The sequence below is a fragment of the Vibrio sp. 10N.222.52.B12 genome (assembly GCF_002875385.1).
GTDB classification, from domain to species: Bacteria; Pseudomonadota; Gammaproteobacteria; order Enterobacterales; family Vibrionaceae; genus Vibrio; species Vibrio jasicida.
Genome location: NZ_MDAW01000097.1, coordinates 1 through 17133, shown reverse-complemented (window position 1 = coordinate 17133; position 17133 = coordinate 1). Strand labels below are relative to the sequence as shown.

Sequence of the window (17133 nt, the reverse complement as noted above, 5' to 3'; positions counted from 1 at the left end):
TCCTCTTGATTGCACATTCAATAGCTTAAAAAAGATCCACTAAAACTCGTATATTATTGTTTAAATTCAGAGGTTTTTATGTCTAAAGTAACTGGTTCAGTAAAATGGTTTAACGAAACTAAAGGTTTTGGTTTCCTATCTCAAGACAACGGCGGCCAAGATGTATTCGTACACTTCAACGCTATCGTTGCTGACGGTTTCAAAACTTTGACTGAAGGTCAGAAAGTAAGCTTCAATGTAGAAGATGGTAAAAAAGGTCCTCAAGCGACTGAAGTTACTCCTCTATAAGATAGCTTTTCTTGGTGCAGCATCTCCTTGCTGCACCAAACTCTCCTCCCCCTTCAAAAATTCCTCACACTTAACACTCAGCAATATTCAATAAAATTTGCTCGGTTTTCTGCTGCCTAAAATAAATGGGTTGCGGACATGATATCCATCATTAGCACACTGTATCTATCGTTAGAACACTATTGTAATCGTTGGTATATCACTTACTTAAAATTAGGAAAAATTATGTCTAGAAGAACTGGTCGTCAACGACACTGGTATCAATTATCAAATAAAGAAAAAATCACAAAGAAACAGGAGAATAGATGTTAGAAATTGAATTCCGTTTAAAACAACCCGACATTTCTTGGAACGCCAAAATACATCAACTTAACGGTGACATTTTAAGGCGCCATATACTGCCAAAGCTTCAATCAACTTGTTATCTCATTGATTTTAAATACTGTGAGAAGAGCTACTCAGGTGAAATACTGTGTGACTCAGGTTCAAAGTTAGGAAGTTTTAGTATCAAATAAGTCTATTTTGATGCATTAATTAGTAATGCGAATAACTAGGAAGGTATTCAAATGGCCAGAAAAAGTAAAAAACAAATAGAACAAGAAAAGAAAGAGTCTGAACAAAACGCCGCTGCAGTAAAACAACAAACACGCCGACGTATTGAGGACATTATGGAGCAAAGAGAATTTGATAAATTGTTTGATCTTTAATGTTTAAACGAATGAATGAAATCCCTCCATACTCTTTTCATTACTCTTACCTATTAAAAATATCGATGTGCAAGGTATCGCCACCCCTTCTCAGTTCACAATGAGCAACGCACAGAAACCCGATATTAAACACCAAATTTCTCGCAAGGTGTCATTCAGAATTAGCCTCTGAATAATCGATTCACAGCTCGGTGTGTGCTGGGACCGAAACACCCCGCGATGAAATAACCCCTGCAACGCCCGAAAGACTAACCTTCTTCTCCATTTTACTATCACCCATCTGTTTTCTAACAACGCTAGCCAACCCCGATTTTTTGCGTATAATCGCAACCGTTTGCTTCGTATAACCCCAATGATATGGTTTGGGGGTCTCTACCAGCTCCCTTAAAGTGCTGATTACGAAGAGTTGAGATCACTGTGGATCTTACTCTTTGTAATAGCGTTCGATTTTTTCCAATCTATACCTATTCTTAGAGTAACTGCATCCACAACAACCATAAGAAAAAGTGGGAGTTTATTATGAACGCATTTATTCAAGGTCTTCCAAAGGTAGAGTTACATTTACATATAGAAGGTTCGCTAGAGCCAGAATTGTTGTTTGAACTAGCAAAGCGCAACCAAATCGACATCCCATTCGAATCACCTCAAGTACTGCGTAAAGCCTACGAGTTCGAAGATTTACAATCTTTTCTCGATATCTATTACCAAGGGGCAAATGCGCTGCGTACAGAGCAAGACTTTTACGATTTGACTTGGGCATATCTAGAACGCTGCAAAGCCGACAACGTTATCCATACTGAAATCTTTTTCGACCCGCAAACGCACACCGACCGCGGTATTGCATTTGATGTTGTCATTCATGGTATTTTTCGCGCCATGCAAGACGGACAAGAAAAGCTCGGTATCACCTCACAAATCATTGCTTGCTTCTTACGTCACTTATCTGAAGAAAGCGCGATCGAAACGCTGCAATCGATCTTAGAACATAAAGATAAAATCATTGGTGTTGGCTTGGATTCTTCCGAACTTGGTCATCCGCCAGAGAAGTTTAAGCGTGCATTTCAACAGGCAAAAGAAGCGGGCTTGCTGACGGTCGCTCATGCTGGCGAAGAAGGTCCAGCGCAGAATATTGTTGACGCACTAGAGATGCTAAGTGTCAGTCGAGTAGACCATGGTGTTCGCTGCGTTGAAGATGCATCGTTGGTCGAAGCGCTTATCGAAAGCAAAATGCCTCTCACGGTGTGCCCGTTGTCGAACATCAAGCTCTGCGTGTTTGATGAAATGGAACAGCACAACATTGTCGACTTGTTGCGTAAAGGTGTCGCGGTAACCATTAACTCGGATGATCCGGCTTACTTTGGCGGTTACATGACGGATAACTTTTTGGCAGTCAGCAATGCACACCCGATGACAAAGCCAGAGCTAGCTCAGTTCACCATCAATGCGATTAATGCGAGCTTCATCAGCGAAGCGCTGAAAGCCAAATACCGAGCTCAAGTCGCTGATTATTTAGCGAATCACTGATTATAAATACAAACCAGGGCTAGCTATCTAGCCCTGATTTTGTTGTTTGAAATACACCTTTACTACGTACCTCACGATGTATCTCGTTCGGTTTTAATACAGTTTCTCCCCGCATTTTTTGCAACATAGAGCGCCTTGTCTGCTCTGGCGACCAGTTCATCAAAACTGTCTTCTAACCCTAATGTGGCAATGCCCGCACTGAACGTCACTTTCGAAACAGGGCTGAAATCTTCATCCTTAAGCGCCTCTAAACGGTTTTGTGCCCATTGCAGTGCCTTTTCTAAAGATACCTCGGAAGCGACGATGACAAACTCCTCCCCGCCCCATCGTGCCAACATACCTTCCTCTAAAGGGGTTTGGGCCAGAAAATCAGCAATATGCTTTAGTACGTCATCCCCAACATCATGCCCAAATGTGTCGTTAACCTCTTTAAAGTGGTCAAGGTCGAGCAAAATCAATGAGACAGGCCAACTGTGCGCTCGTGCCTTTTGAAGCTGCTCGTTGACTTTGGTGATCAGTGCACGACGGTTAAATAAGTTGGTGAGCGGATCATGCATGGCCAACCAAGTGAGCTTGTGGTTGTTTGCATTGAGCAAATTGACCGAGTACGCCAACTCTTGGTTCGCAGTATTGAGCTCTTGTGTTCTGAGTGCGACCACTTCCTCTAGCTTTCTATTGTGCTGATGGATTTCATCAAAAGTGTTTTTAAACGCATTGGAAAGCTGACCTATTTCATCTTTCGAATCGTAGCCAGAAAACGCGGTGTAATGATTGTTCACTGCGTTTTCGACATCGTACGTCAGATCCAAAATCGGCCTTGTGATGGAATTGGTGAGATAAAACACGATAGGCATGAAAACAACAATCACCACCGATGAAGTAATCGCAACATCTTCCAGTAGCTCATTGATATCGAGGAAAATATCAGACTCTTCCGTGGTCACAAAGAGCGTCCAATTGGGCAAAGTATCGATTTTAGCGAAAGTCACGATCTTGGCTTCATTGACCTTTCTGTCGTAGTAGTGGCCGTGTCCAACATTCTCCCAATTGGTTTGCACCGCAATGTCAGCAAAGCCTTCAAAACCAACTCGTTCACCTTCAAAAATATTGGCGTGCAAAATCAGAGAGCTGTCGGGATGAGAAACCACTGTCCCGGTGCTATCAGAGATCCAAGCATAGCTGCTGTTGCCTAACTTCACTTTCGACAAACGCTGCGCAAGGTAGTCTACGGAAATAGAAACACCAACAATCCCTTTCCAGTTATCCGCTTCGTCATACACAGGTACACCAAGGGCAACAACGGGCGTTTTGACCAGTAAGCCAACGTGCGGCGCTGTGATGTGATAACCTCCGTTCTTCCATCGAGCATCTCCAACAAATTCCGGCCACTCGATTTTTATGGCTCTACCCTTGTAATCAATCAGATTCCAATGCTCATCGACGAAAAGCGTATTGATCACAGACTTCTTAGACATGCTTTTGAGCCACTTAAGCTCTTCGACAATAAAGTCGATATCCCCTTCTTGAACACGTTGGTGACCACGAATGGTTTGCAATGACGCCACATGTCGTTGCAACTCTTGGCTGATGACGTCCGAATGGAGGTTAGAAAGTTGAATGGAGTTTTCTAAGGCGACACTAAAGATCCGTTGCCGCTCTTTAAAGTACAACACAGCGAAAAGAATCAGGACGAAACAAATCGTCATTACGGAATACGTCACGACAAACTTGGTTCTTACACTTCGGAAAGCAAACCCCGCGATATACACAAATGTCCTTATTAAGTGCGAGGATATGCATATAGTCTAGTTTGTTAGTAAAGAGTCTGCTATGTGGTTTAGTATGAAAAACGGTCGAAATTTAATAGTTTATTGAAAACTTCTTCGCTGCCAATGCACATTGTTCTCTCAACCATTTATGACTTGGATCGTTGGTACGAGATGAATGCCAATACATGGCAACATCGATAGGCTCTTTTAGAAAGTCGATCTCTAACGCTTTCAATTGATACAACTCTTTGTACTGTTCTAACAATATTTGAGGCATAAGGGCGATATAGTCGCAACGTTGTATCACCGGCAATATTTCTATAATACTGCTGCTCTGCCAAGCAACGTCACGCTGAGCTAATATTTTTTCGTCTTTAATCCCACGTCCAGTCAAATACCCTCCTTGTTGATCAAGTTGAGATAAAGTGACGTGCTTTTCTGCTAAATATTCATCCACGCTAATGGTATTGCCTAGTAAGCGTGGATGGTCAGCCCGGCACGTTACCGTCAACTTATCAGACATCAACACTTGAGAACGTAAATGAGGATGCAAGTTAGTCTGTGCCTCAATCACAAGATCACATTGCTGAGTTCGCAAAAGGTTGGTTAAGTCCATGCTATAGAGTGGTTCAATCCGCGTCATCGCTTTTGGCGCAGTATGACTAATCATTGCAGACAACTCTGGTAACAAGGTAAAACCGAACACACTTAACGACGAGATCACAAAACGCTTATCACATTGGGCAGGGTCAAATCGAGAATGTTCAGGCAACATATACGCAATACTTTCAACTGCACTGGCAAGCGTTGGGTAAATATCCAGAGCATACGCCGTCGGTGACACACCGTGGCTTTCACGTATAAACAGTGCGTCGTTAAACATCTCACGAAGCCTGACTACCGCTTGGCTGACCGCTGATTGGCTAATGCCCAATCGTTGCGCCGCCTTGGTGTAACTTTTCTCTTCGACAATCGCCACGAAGGTCGGCATAAGGCTGTAATCTGAGTGCTTCATAATTTATGTATTCTCGCCAATTTACCTAGTGATATAGCCATAACTTATATCACATATAACTCAACTTATGGCGTTTTTTCATACAATTTCGCGCACGTGATGAAACAAATAAAACAACCATCACTCGCTCAACGTTCTACCCTCCAAACATCGACAAAAGGTATAACTATGAACGTCATAAAAGCCATAGGTCGCGTGATATTTGCGATTTTTATGGTGCTATTAAAGTTCTCGATCTTCATGGCTCTGATGCTTTGCGGTGCTTATTTGCTTGCACCTATAGGTACGATCAATTCAAAAGACATTGATATGAGTTTATTTACCAACACGCCCAACGACACCATGATGGTGATCTTTAACTCTGAATACTTCAGCGGGTATCTGTTCTCTGTCACCATAGCCCTTGTCCTTTTTGTTATCTATTTGCTATGGCAGATCCATGAAGTTGCAGTGCACCGAGCGGAAGAAAAGAAAAGTTCTCACATTCAATTGGTTTTTGCTTTGTCTCTATGTGGTTTATTCATCCATAAAGCATGGTGGGTATTGGCACTTATCATTGCGTTCGCTAACTGGGAACACATTGGTCAATCACTTAGCAGCATTATTCGCAATAGCCGCCTGTCAACACAACCCCAAACGCCAGCAAAAGCAACGGAGGAATAACCGATGAAAGAGGTAATGATTCCGTACATTTTGATCATGTGGATTTTGGTCTCTACTGGCGCGATCAAATGGACACTTAAAAGCGCGTTTTGGATTATTTCTGGCGGCGCGTTCATTCTTGTAGTGCTGGGGATTCTATCCCGTTTGTGGGCTCCGGTTGATCTCACTTACTCATCCACAGTCAAAGCACCACACTCCGTGTTGTCTCCCCTATTTCGTGAGCAAATCGACCACATCAATGTGCAGCACAACCAACGAGTCAAGAAAGGCGATGTGATTTACACCTTAGTGGATACCACTTCGCAAGCCGACGTCGAGAAGATTAAGGCTGGGATTGTGCAGCAAGAAGAGACCATCGCTCAGTTGAAGCGTGACATCGTGCGTGGTGAAACTTCACCAGAAATCTTCAAAGGCCGCGATCTGGAATACTACGAATCACAATTACGCGTCGCCAAAGCGTCATTAAAATCACTCCATGCTGACCTTGAGAAGACTGTCTTTGAGCAAGAGCGTAAAACGGTACGAGCGCCTTATGATGGCCAAGTAGCCGTTGTTAATGTCGCTGACGGCAGCCGTGTGGGTAACATGCACATATACGACACCTCACGTAAGTTTTTAGAAATGCGCATCCCTGACCAAACTTATCGTTACGTTGAAGCGGGACAGTTTGCTGAGTTTTACGTCGACGCATACCCTGGTGAAGTGTTCCGTGCGCGCGTGCACAGTATTACTGCGGGTACCGGAGAATCTTCTGTCTCTCCTCTGCAAGGGCCGCAAAGTGTTCGTCAGCACGTGGGAGCAAACACCAGTAGCCATGGTCGTACTGTGATTTTGGAAATCTTCGAACCAGAAGGCAAATCCATCCCAATCGGTGCAACTGGCTCAGCGTGGATTGCCGCAAATAAACCACACAGCCTGTTTGGCTTCATTGATGTAATTGGCGCAGCAACGGTTCGCCTTCACTCTTATAAGTCTTACTTGAACGCGATGTAGAGAATAAACAAACCGCCCACAGAGGCGGTTTGTTTTTAGGAAGCCCATGATGCCCCTACAATTCGTCTGTGGTTAGCAAACACTTTTGGCGCTAGACTGAGTGAGCTATATAAAGCTACCCAAATAAGGAAGAAAATGATGATTCAACAAGGCCAAGTACTACCTGCCGCAACGCTTAGCGAACTGACTGCGGATGGCATGGTAAATCACGAAGTAACCGAACTGTTTGCCAACAAGAAAGTCGTGTTGTTTGCGGTACCAGGTGCATTTACGCCAACATGTTCTGAAGCTCACTTACCTGGCTACGTTGTATTAGCAGACCAACTGAAAGCGAAAGGTGTTGATCTTATTGCTTGTGTATCGGTAAACGATGCCTTTGTCATGCAAGCTTGGGGCGAAGCGCAAAATGCTTCTGAGCTACTCATGTTGGGTGACGGTGATGCAAGCTTCACTAAAGCAATTGGTCTAGAAATGGACACGGGCGGCTTTGGCGGTGTTCGTTCACAGCGTTACGCAATGATCATTGAAAATGGCGTAGTAACCACGCTGAATGTTGAAGAGCCAAAAACATTCGAAGCGAGCAAAGCAGAAACCATTCTAGCAGCGCTATAATCTAGGCAAGAACAAAGTAAAACGGAAGCCATTTGGCTTCCGTTTTTTATTACGTTAACTCACTCGCCTAACACACTTTATTTTAACGCTAGGCACTTAATGAATATGAAATTCGGAAAGGTTGAAAGGCGTTGATAATGCTCTTCTGAGATTTTACGAATCTTCTCATTCACCTTACCTTCTGAAATCGCCAGCATCGCCATGTTACTGCCCGTGATCGCATCGGTAATGTCTTGCAATGAGCGGCGGTAGAATGCCACAGGAACTGGTTCTCCTACCGTATTCCACATACCTTCAACCAGCTCTTTATCGTAGTAATTGCCAGAAGCCGAACATTCAAAATCGGCGAATGGATGGTGGGTTGAGAAGACAAACTGACCACCGGCTTTTAGTACTCGCTGAATATCGTTAAACAAGGGATACAGATCTTCAATGTAATGAACCATCAGCGGACAAATGACCAAGTCGTACTGCCCGTCTGCCTCTTCTGGTAAACCGAACGCCAAGTTTTGCGCGTAAGCGGTGATCGAGCTACCAAGCTTTTCTTTTACGATGTCTATCATTTCTTGTGCAGCGTCGATACAGGTTACTGAGCTTGCGCCTAACTCAAGAAGAAGCTGCGCGTAAATACCAGAACCACAACCTAAATCCAGCACCTTTTTGCCTGCCACATCACCGACTAGTTCAAGGGTGTTTGGACGCTCAAAATGCGCGTTGTACAGGTTATCTTGCGCGGCTAAATCGTATTGCTTTGCGTAGGTGGTGTACATTTCTTGCTTCATGGTGACTCCAACGAAAAAGTGGGATGCGAAGACTAGAAAATACTCGATCTGAAGTAAAGTGAAAAGCACGTCAGATCAGTGATCTTGCGCGTACATTGAAGAAGTGGCGTTCTGAAAAATAGAAAGAGCCTTACCGATGTATCGAAAGACTCTGAATTGTATGCAACCCCCTAATCGAATCAAAGCCTAGGTATTAACGCATTCGCACCACACTGGTCTCTTGCTTGCGTTGCATTTCACCAAACGTCAGCACAAACGGGGAAGATTGCTTAACGCGGCTTGGCAACGAAGACAGTGCGTTATAAGCGTCTTGCTTGGTTTTGAAATCCCCAACCGTCACGGTATACCATCGTGTACCACGGCTATTTTTCCAGTTCACCCAAACCGGATGTTTCGGATCGATATAGCGAATGTACTCTTTGACATCCTTTTCTTTTTTGAGTGCCAGTACCTGCATCGTGTAGTGATTTGGGTTGAGGTATCCATAAGCATCTTGCGATGACATAACACCAACACATTGCCCAGAATCGACTGGTTGATGCTGCGGCAGCACACAGCCAGTAAGGGAAAAAGCCAAGGCCAAAGATAAAATCTTGCGCACACGTAACTCCGTTTTTTTGTTCTGAATGTTTCTCTTAATGAGTGCTCAAAACAAAAAGGCGACCATTTCGGCCGCCTTAGTAAATCAATTTGCGTGTAATCGAGATTTAGAACCAGCTCGCGACCAAGCGCTTAAACCAATCCATTAGACGTTTGAAGATACTGCCTTCATCAACGGGCTCTAACGCCACTAGCTCAGCTTCTTTCACGACGTCACCGTCGACCTTATACAAAACCTTGCCAACCACTTGGTCTTTTTGAATCGGGGCAATTAAATCGCCGTTGTATTCAACTTCCGCTTGCAGCTTATTTACATCGCCTTTTGGTAGCGTTAGATAAATATCGCGATCGACGCCGACTTTCAATTCATCTTGATTGCCCATCCAAACGCGCGCTGTTGATACTTCTTTACCAGCTTCAGTTGGTACAACCGTATCAAAGAAACGGAAGCCATAACTCAGTAGTTGTTTGCTTTCTGACTCACGTACACTTGGACTTTTTGCGCCCATTACAACCGCGACCAAACGCATGTCACCATTAGTTGCCGACGTCGCAAGGCTGTAACCTGCGCCACTGGTGTAACCGGTTTTCATGCCATCCACACTCATGCTGCGATCGCGTAGCAAGCCATTACGGTTGTATTGGGTAATGCCGTTGTAAGTAAACGAAGTCTCGCTGTACAACGGGTAGATATCTGGTAAATCACGAATGATGGCACGGCCGAGAGTCGCAATATCACGAGGTGTCGAATACAAACCATCACTGTCCAATCCGTGTGGGTTGGTAAATGCAGAGTTTGATAAACCAAGCTGATTCGCCCAACTGTTCATCAATCCAACAAACCCAGCTTCACTGCCTGCAACGTGTTCTGCGATAGCCACACTGGCATCGTTACCCGATTGAACAATCAAACCACGATATAGATCAGACAAAGAAACAGAGGTACCCACTTCAATGAACATTTTTGAAGAGTCTGGGAAGTTTTTTGCCCATGCATTTCGGCTGATCACCACGTCGTCATCCAGACTGATGTTGCCTGATTTAACCTCCTGACCAGCAACATAGGCGGTCATCAGTTTGGTCAAACTTGCGGGGTTAAGACGCTTATCTGCGTCTCTTTCTACCAATACAGTTCCGGTGTGGTAATCCATTAAAACGTAACCGCGTGAGCTAAGCTCCGGAGCATTAGGAACAACGGTAGGTGCAGCAAAACTAAAAGTAGATACTGCAGTCAGAGCAGTCGCTAACGTAGCATTGATTAAAGTGTTTTTTCTCATAGCAGCTTTCTGTGGCTTACAAACTAAGTGGAGTATATTGAAACGCTGTTCAGTTACAGCAGCTCTGTTACGATTCGTTACGTTTACTCGATGTTTGTCGAAAAGAATGAGATGTCCGTAGAATATTGCACACAAAACCGGCATATGAATACGCTAGTCAAGCATATGAGACAACTAACATTTATCACCATTCAAAATACCAAAGCGCTAATAGCAAAGAGCTGAACTTTCCATCTTAGCCCCGTCCTTTTAGCTCTTACTCTCTCTGCTCAAGACCCAAAAAGATTACACATCGAAACATTACACCTCATAACTTTTCAACCCTAAATGCACGGTCAAAACTCGCATAAAAGGACAAAAAAGCGTAAATTTGCATATTTTTACATAAAACATTATTATCTCGTCGCATTTTTTAATTTGAACTCAAAATAAATGGAGGGCGGTTTTGGTGTTTTTCTTGAAAAAGGACAGCACTTTTAAAAAGCGTACATGTTGTATTTATGGATAATGCACTAAAAAAATATAGTATCGACACCACCGACTATCAGGTTGGCCAAGACAACGTTCAAAAGTGGGGATTCGATATCCACAACCCAGTATTCGGAATTAGTGCTGGTCTTGTTCTTCTTTGTCTTGCTTCTCTTCTCATTGTTGACCCTGCGACTGCTCGTGATGCCCTAAACGGCCTAAAGAACGGCATCATTTCAGATTTCGACTCGTTCTTTATGTGGTCAGCAAACTTCTTCATCTTATTCGCTATCGCGATTCTTTTTTCTCCCCTCGGAAAAATTAGAATCGGCGGTAAAGACGCCATTGCAGAACACTCAACCATTTCTTGGTTATCTATGCTTTTTGCTGCCGGTATGGGTATTGGGCTGTTGTTCTGGAGTGTTTCAGAACCAACCGCTTACTTTACCAATTGGTTCGGTACTCCTCTCAACGTAGAGCCTTATACCGAAGAAGCAAAATCACTTGCGATGGCCGCAACCATGTTCCACTGGGGCATCCACGGTTGGGCGATCTACGCCATTGTTGCACTCTCACTGGCCTTCTTCGCTTTTAATAAAGGTTTACCACTTTCTTTGCGCTCAGCGTTTTATCCAATCTTTGGGGACCGCGCTTGGGGTTGGTTAGGTCACGTTATCGATATTCTAGCGGTACTCTCCACTCTATTTGGTCTAGCGACGTCTCTCGGTTTAGGTGCACAACAAGCAACCAGTGGCATTAACCATGTATTTGGTTTAGAAGGTGGCATTGGTACGCAAATGATTGTTATCGCATTCGTTACTTTTATCGCAGTACTTTCTGTGATCCGAGGTATCGATGGAGGTGTCAAACTACTGAGTAACATCAACATGGCGGTGGCTTTTGCACTGCTGGCGTTCGTGATGTTCATTAGCTTCGATACCGCGACAACATCCATTTGGGATACCACTGTCGCTTACGCACAGAATATCTTTGCGCTCAGTAACCCTGTAGGTCGTGAAGACACTGAATGGATGCACGGTTGGACTGTTTTCTATTGGGCGTGGTGGGTATCTTGGTCACCATTCGTGGGCATGTTTATCGCACGTGTATCGAAAGGACGTACCGTTCGAGAGTTTATCTTCGCGGTTATCGTGATTCCAACCACAGTAACCTTAGTTTGGATGGCCGTATTCGGTGGTATCGCACTCGACCAAGTCGTCAATAAAGTCGGTGAATTAGGCGCAAATGGCTTAACCGATATCTCACTGACGTTGTTCCATGTGTACGACGCCATGCCATTTAGTTCAGTCATTTCAATCCTGTCTATCGTTCTGATTTTGGTGTTCTTTATTACGTCATCAGACTCTGGCTCGCTGGTTATCGATAGCATCACCGCTGGCGGCAAAATTGATGCACCAGTACCACAGCGTATTTTCTGGGCATGTATTGAAGGCTCTATCGCTGCCGTCATGCTTTGGATTGGTGGTAAAGAGGCACTGCAAGCACTGCAATCTGGCGTTGTCGCAACGGGTTTACCATTCACCTTAGTCTTATTGGTCATGTGTGTGAGCTTGATTAAAGGCTTAAGGTCAGAGTTACCGGCGTATCAAAACGCAGCACAGAAACCTTCTGTTGCTTAGTTCGCTCTTGAGAATGCGCGTATAAATTGCGCCTCAAGCCGAAAACAAGAAACGAGCGTCATTATGGCGCTCGTTTTTATATCCGATTTTGAGTTTATTGATGATGAGAACTGGACTCTAGGCACAGAAAAAAGCCCCAAACGCAGAGGTGTTGGGGCAAATAACGCAATGAGTTGTTGGTCAAGGGATACTAACTCACCACTAGAACGGGCTTAGCCCTATGACATCCTTTGTTACGCAGCTTTATTTCAAGGCGATCACTTATTACTTTGCGTACGCCTCTCGACGAAACAAAAAAAGGAATGCCGAAGCATTCCTTTTTACTCATTCAGAAAGGGCAATTATTCAGGCTTCTTCGCCAACGCCGCATCAATGTCTGCTGCGCTATGACGTTCTGCCACTTGCTCCCACTCTTCACCCCAAGCGCGGTTCACAATACGGCCACGCTTAACGCCTTCACGCGCATCAATCGCTTTCGCCCAACGCACAACGTTTTTGTAGCTTGCTACGTCTAGGAACTCAGCCGCATCGTAAGCACGACCTAATACTAAGTTGCCGTACCATGGCCATGTTGCGATATCAGCAATGCTGTACTCATCACCGCCTAGGAACTCATTGTTCGCAAGGCACTTATCCAATACGTCTAGCTGACGTTTTGTTTCCATCGTGAAGCGGTTAATTGGGTACTCAAACTTCTCTGGCGCGTACGCATAGAAGTGACCAAAACCACCACCTAGGTAAGGAGCAGAACCTTGTAGCCAGAATAGCCAGTTCATTACCTCAGCACGCTTCGCGCCTTCTTTTGGTAGGAAATGACCAAACTTCTCCGCTAGGTAGAACAAGATATTGCCAGATTCGAATACGTTCACTGGCTCATCACCAGAATGATCCGCTAGTGCAGGGATCTTCGAGTTTGGGTTTACCGACACAAAACCAGAACCAAACTGATCACCATCACCAATCTTGATCAGGTATGCGTCGTATTCTGCTTCTGTTACGCCTGCTGCTAACAGTTCTTCAAACATGATCGTGACTTTCTGACCGTTTGGTGTACCCATGGAGTAAAGCTGGAATGGGTGCTCACCAACTGGAAGCACTTGTTCATGTCGTGCACCAGAGTCTGGACGGTTGATGCTCGCCCATTGGCCGCCATTTTCGTTATCATTTGTCCAAACTTTTGGTGGAGTATATTCGTTAGTCATTGTTATCCCTTATTGTGTTTGAATGCATCTTCAAACTGACGTCCTAATCACGCCAGCAAACATAATCAAATGTCCCCATCGCCAAATACGATAAAGCCTATTCAAGATATTAGGTCGAATTCGCCAAATAAAAGTCCTTTAATCTCTTTTAGTTAGAACCTTTGGTTATGGGAATTTCTTTCACGCTATAAGTAAAAACGTCGCGTTAATGTGAGCTAGGTTCGAGATACCAACAACGAGGAACAGATCAGCTTCAGCGGTCCATTCATCATCTCAGTCTTAATCAAGCTTGCATCGTGACAACAACTGATCGAGAACGCGAACCCATGTAGGTAATCCGCCAGCAAGTCCAAACTGTCTTTCTCCACTTGCGGGGATAACCCCAAAGGCTGAACAATGGTTCGATAACGCTCGGTAAACACTTGAGCTGGGCCATGGGATGTCATGCTCAACATGGTTTGCAACAACCCGTTGTACTCACGTAGAAGTGCAATGTAGCTAACAGACAAGCTTTTGAGTTCACCTTGCCAATCTTCATTCATTTGAGGTTGATAAATTTCCTCCACCAGCGATGTGGTTAACGCTTCAAGCAACGAATTCTTGTTTTTGAAGTAGTGATAGATCGCCATAGGATCCACATTTAATTGCGTCGCTAACGAGCGAATGCTTGGTACCTTGCCATCCTTTTTCATCAATAGCTTGGCCGATTCTAAGATGCATTCTGCGCTTAGCTGTGACTGCTTGGCGGCCGGTCTTCCGCGTTTCTTTTCGTTGACAGACATTTGATATTCCCGATAAACTCATCATTATTCTACACTGTAGAATTAATTTTAAACCAACCTTTAGCTTGGCTCAAGCATCACCATTTTGATGAGGTACTCATGGCAAATATCGTATTTATTGCAACCAGTCTCGACGGTTACATCGCAGATAAACAGGGCAAACTCGACTGGCTACATTCAGTACCAAACCCTGACAACATTGATACTGGCTTCTTCTCACTGATGGAACGCATTGATGGCTTGGTGATGGGACGCAATACCTTGGATGTAGTGCTGAGCTTTGATTGCGATTGGCCATACAGCAAACCGGTGTTCGTACTCAGCAACACCATGACGGAAGTGCCCCAAGGCTACGAAGACAAAGTCTTTTTAGTAAAAGGCGAACTAAAAGATGTGCTTGCTGACCTAAATGCAAAAGGTTTTAACGAGCTTTACATCGACGGCGGCGTAACGATTCAAAACTTCCTCAAAGAAGATCTTATCGATGAACTGGTGATCACGCGCTTCCCTATCCTACTTGGCGGCAGCGCACCTTTGTTTGGTGATTTGGAACAACCACTCAACTTCAAAGTGACGAAAAGCGAGGTTATTTTAGATACGTTAGTGAAAACGACTTACGTGCGTCAAAGGTAGTTTAGGGTTGAGTGAATCACGCTCTTGACGATAACGTTAAGGGCTTTTTGATCTTCATTGTCCAAAATCGACGCTCCTTTTTGGTATCAATGGTTTTACCGAATATTACGCATCATTTACGTTTGTTTACCGTTTATCCACTACCATATTCAAGATGTTAGGACTGTCAGCTTTAAGCGCCTTGCTCCCTTTCAGGTTAAAACTACACTTAAACCTTCTACCTGTTTCTGGATATCTACCCAATGCTCATAACCAAGACTCAAGCCATCGCCCTTTCATCCGTCATCTTAATGACCGTCGGTTGTACGCCATCATCTGCTCCAAACGCAAAGAGCGATCTAAATGACTACAACGGTTCTGCAAGTATTACTCAAGGTCTTGCAAAGACAACAGAAGCTAACTTATTTGAGTGTGAAAATGGACGCAGCCGAGTGGCTAGCATTGGTGAAATTACCGATTCCGGTGGAAAGGTATGGACTGTTCCCGCTAAAAACCATTTCACTACTGCGCCAAAAGCGGTCGATCTTTATGAAGAGTGTGCAAACATCACTCCCCAAAGTATTACTGATGTCGATAAAGCCTCTGTACCTGTTGCGATCATCGATGACGACGGAGAAGAAATCACAGGCTACATTTTTGCGGATAATTACTTTGAGCTATACATCAACGGTCAACTGATCGCGGTAGACAGCGTTCCATTTACGCCATTTAACTCTAGCATCGTTAAGTTTAAAGTTAACAAGCCTTATACGATCGCAGTGAAAGTCATCGATTGGGAAGAGAACTTGGGACTGGGTACTGAAGATAATCGTGGAAAGGCTTATCACCCAGGAGATGGTGGTTTTATCGCAAGTTTTAGCGACGGAACCGTTACGAGCTCTGACTGGCAAGCACAAACCTTTTATACCGCTCCTATCTATGATTTAACTTGTCTAAGTGAAGTCGATGGTAAACGTTTGTCCGAAACTTGTACGACTGAAGGGATTGATAGTGGCGAGAATGCTTACGCAGCTCATTGGGAAACGCCTGATAATTGGATGAGTGAAGATTTTGACGCCACCTCATGGCCGCAAGCTACTCCGTACTCAGAAGATGAGATCGGGGTAAACAATAAAAAGTCTTACATGAACTTTATTGAAAAATTTAGTGGTACTGGGGCAAGCTTTATCTGGTCAACTAATGTCGTACTGGATAATGAAGTACTATTAAGGTACGAAGTAAAATAAGGCATTGATCTTACGAACCGTTCTGCTCTGTTATCCAATCGAGTCACGTTGCTGGTGGAAACAAGGTAGCATCTTTTACGCCTGTCACCATATTGCCCAATGATTAACTTCTGATTCATCAATTTGGCTACTGGGTGGTCATCAATATTGAGTAGTATTAGAACGAAATAAAAATGCCCCTCCTAGAGTAAGAAGGGCATTTTTTTCTTCGATATCTATGTTCGATAGAACTCATTTTTGGACAGAGGTGGTTTAGAGTTGGCGATCTAAGTCGTTAAGTTCGGATAAGCTGAATTTTTGGGGAAAAGGCTCAAATTCGGCTACTGAGTGAATGGCTATACCGAATGTAACCGAACCACGCTTACCCAGCGCCTTATTCATACTCCGTCCAGTTAGCTATCTTCTTTTTTGCTTTACCCATGTCATACGCCGTTCCAACCATTACAAATGATCAGATCGCCGGATCTTTGAAAGAATTCAACTAGTCTAGGCTGCAACGCTAGTTCCAAATAGGCAGCAGGTCGCATAATTATGCAACATAAAACAAATAATCAGAAACTTACGAGATGCTACTCGAGATTATATTCACATCGATATCAGTTTTGTTAGATTGTTGTTAACTTAATATGACTACCAGCGCAGGCGCGGTGCTTAAAATTAAGCTAATTAATAAAATGGTCGAACAAATAAAATGAAAAAAAGGATAAATAATTCAGTTGTCATAGGGGCAGGTATTGTTGGATTGCTGACAAGTATAGAGCTGCAAAAAAAAGGGATTAATGTAACTTTAGTTGATAGTTGTACTCCTGGGAGCCAAACCTCTTACGGAAATGCTGGAGTATTAGGTGGGGGCACATGCATCCCGCTAGCAAGCCCAGGAATAATTTATGATCTGCTTAAATACCTTAAATATGATGGACCATTAAAAATATGGTCGTGACTCAAATCGGTT

At 43.9% G+C, this 17133-nt stretch carries 17 protein-coding genes and 1 riboswitch; of the genes, 10 read left to right on the top strand and 7 right to left on the bottom strand.

The window, feature by feature from the left end; genetic code table 11:
- Positions 1-78 precede the first annotated feature (78 nt).
- From BCT11_RS05505 to BCT11_RS05490, 4 genes are all read left to right on the top strand, one after another.
- The gene (locus BCT11_RS05505) at positions 79-288 is read left to right on the top strand and encodes a cold-shock protein (protein ID WP_038865154.1); all 210 of its coding nucleotides are present in this window, start codon (positions 79-81) and stop codon (positions 286-288) included.
- A 305-nt stretch (positions 289-593) separates the two neighbouring features.
- Positions 594-803, top strand: a complete 210-nt coding sequence (locus BCT11_RS28310; RefSeq protein WP_038865152.1) for a hypothetical protein — start codon at positions 594-596, stop codon at positions 801-803.
- Between the two features lie 51 nt (positions 804-854).
- Positions 855-995 carry a hypothetical protein gene (locus tag BCT11_RS05495; protein ID WP_038865151.1) on the top strand — a complete coding sequence of 47 codons (141 nt, stop codon included), beginning with the start codon at positions 855-857 and terminating at the stop codon, positions 993-995.
- 319 nt (positions 996-1314) lie between these two features.
- Positions 1315-1414: riboswitch (purine riboswitch) on the top strand.
- Positions 1415-1514: 100 nt separating this feature from the next.
- Positions 1515-2519, top strand: a complete 1005-nt coding sequence (locus tag BCT11_RS05490; protein WP_054755549.1) for an adenosine deaminase — start codon at positions 1515-1517, stop codon at positions 2517-2519.
- Positions 2520-2590: 71 nt separating this feature from the next.
- Here the strand turns inward: BCT11_RS05490 and BCT11_RS05485 are convergent, their stop codons facing one another.
- On the bottom strand, positions 2591-4225 hold the full coding sequence (locus BCT11_RS05485; RefSeq protein WP_102387507.1) for a diguanylate cyclase: 1635 nt from the start codon (positions 4223-4225) through the stop codon (positions 2591-2593).
- Positions 4226-4379: 154 nt separating this feature from the next.
- A complete protein-coding gene (locus tag BCT11_RS05480) occupies positions 4380-5303 on the bottom strand; it encodes a LysR family transcriptional regulator (protein ID WP_038865146.1) in 924 nt (307 codons plus the stop codon).
- A gap of 168 nt (positions 5304-5471) precedes the next feature.
- On the opposite strand from BCT11_RS05480, the gene BCT11_RS05475 reads away from it, so the two are divergent.
- From BCT11_RS05475 to BCT11_RS05465, 3 genes are all read left to right on the top strand, one after another.
- Positions 5472-5966 carry a hypothetical protein gene (locus BCT11_RS05475; RefSeq protein WP_045422002.1) on the top strand — a complete coding sequence of 165 codons (495 nt, stop codon included), beginning with the start codon at positions 5472-5474 and terminating at the stop codon, positions 5964-5966.
- Between the two features lie 3 nt (positions 5967-5969).
- Positions 5970-6959: an efflux RND transporter periplasmic adaptor subunit gene (locus BCT11_RS05470; RefSeq protein ID WP_038865143.1), complete on the top strand. Its 990-nt coding sequence runs from the start codon at positions 5970-5972 to the stop codon at positions 6957-6959.
- Between the two features lie 138 nt (positions 6960-7097).
- A complete protein-coding gene (locus tag BCT11_RS05465) occupies positions 7098-7571 on the top strand; it encodes a peroxiredoxin (protein ID WP_038865142.1) in 474 nt (157 codons plus the stop codon).
- Between the two features lie 77 nt (positions 7572-7648).
- Here the strand turns inward: BCT11_RS05465 and BCT11_RS05460 are convergent, their stop codons facing one another.
- The 3 genes from BCT11_RS05460 to BCT11_RS05450 all read right to left on the bottom strand — a co-directional run bounded on the left by BCT11_RS05460 (position 7649) and on the right by BCT11_RS05450 (position 10230).
- Positions 7649-8353 carry a class I SAM-dependent methyltransferase gene (locus BCT11_RS05460; RefSeq protein ID WP_102387506.1) on the bottom strand — a complete coding sequence of 235 codons (705 nt, stop codon included), beginning with the start codon at positions 8351-8353 and terminating at the stop codon, positions 7649-7651.
- Positions 8354-8546: 193 nt separating this feature from the next.
- The gene (locus tag BCT11_RS05455) at positions 8547-8954 is read right to left on the bottom strand and encodes an SPOR domain-containing protein (protein WP_038865140.1); all 408 of its coding nucleotides are present in this window, start codon (positions 8952-8954) and stop codon (positions 8547-8549) included.
- A gap of 106 nt (positions 8955-9060) precedes the next feature.
- Positions 9061-10230, bottom strand: coding sequence for a D-alanyl-D-alanine carboxypeptidase family protein (locus BCT11_RS05450; protein WP_042602584.1), 1170 nt, complete (start codon positions 10228-10230; stop codon positions 9061-9063).
- 500 nt (positions 10231-10730) lie between these two features.
- On the opposite strand from BCT11_RS05450, the gene BCT11_RS05440 reads away from it, so the two are divergent.
- Complete coding sequence (locus tag BCT11_RS05440) at positions 10731-12338, top strand: BCCT family transporter (RefSeq protein ID WP_102387504.1); 1608 nt, start codon at positions 10731-10733, stop codon at positions 12336-12338.
- 341 nt (positions 12339-12679) lie between these two features.
- Here the strand turns inward: BCT11_RS05440 and yghU are convergent, their stop codons facing one another.
- Positions 12680-13540 (bottom strand): glutathione-dependent disulfide-bond oxidoreductase, encoded by an 861-nt coding sequence (gene yghU / locus BCT11_RS05435; RefSeq protein WP_102387502.1) that lies wholly within the window; start codon positions 13538-13540, stop codon positions 12680-12682.
- 215 nt (positions 13541-13755) lie between these two features.
- Positions 13756-14322: a TetR/AcrR family transcriptional regulator gene (locus tag BCT11_RS05430; protein WP_102387501.1), complete on the bottom strand. Its 567-nt coding sequence runs from the start codon at positions 14320-14322 to the stop codon at positions 13756-13758.
- Positions 14323-14421: 99 nt separating this feature from the next.
- Between BCT11_RS05430 and BCT11_RS05425 the strand changes: the two genes are divergently transcribed.
- Together BCT11_RS05425 and BCT11_RS05420 are read left to right on the top strand one after the other, a co-directional pair.
- The gene (locus BCT11_RS05425) at positions 14422-14955 is read left to right on the top strand and encodes a dihydrofolate reductase family protein (RefSeq protein WP_102387499.1); all 534 of its coding nucleotides are present in this window, start codon (positions 14422-14424) and stop codon (positions 14953-14955) included.
- 242 nt (positions 14956-15197) lie between these two features.
- Positions 15198-16181 carry a hypothetical protein gene (locus tag BCT11_RS05420; RefSeq protein ID WP_102387497.1) on the top strand — a complete coding sequence of 328 codons (984 nt, stop codon included), beginning with the start codon at positions 15198-15200 and terminating at the stop codon, positions 16179-16181.
- Positions 16182-17133: the final 952 nt, after the last annotated feature.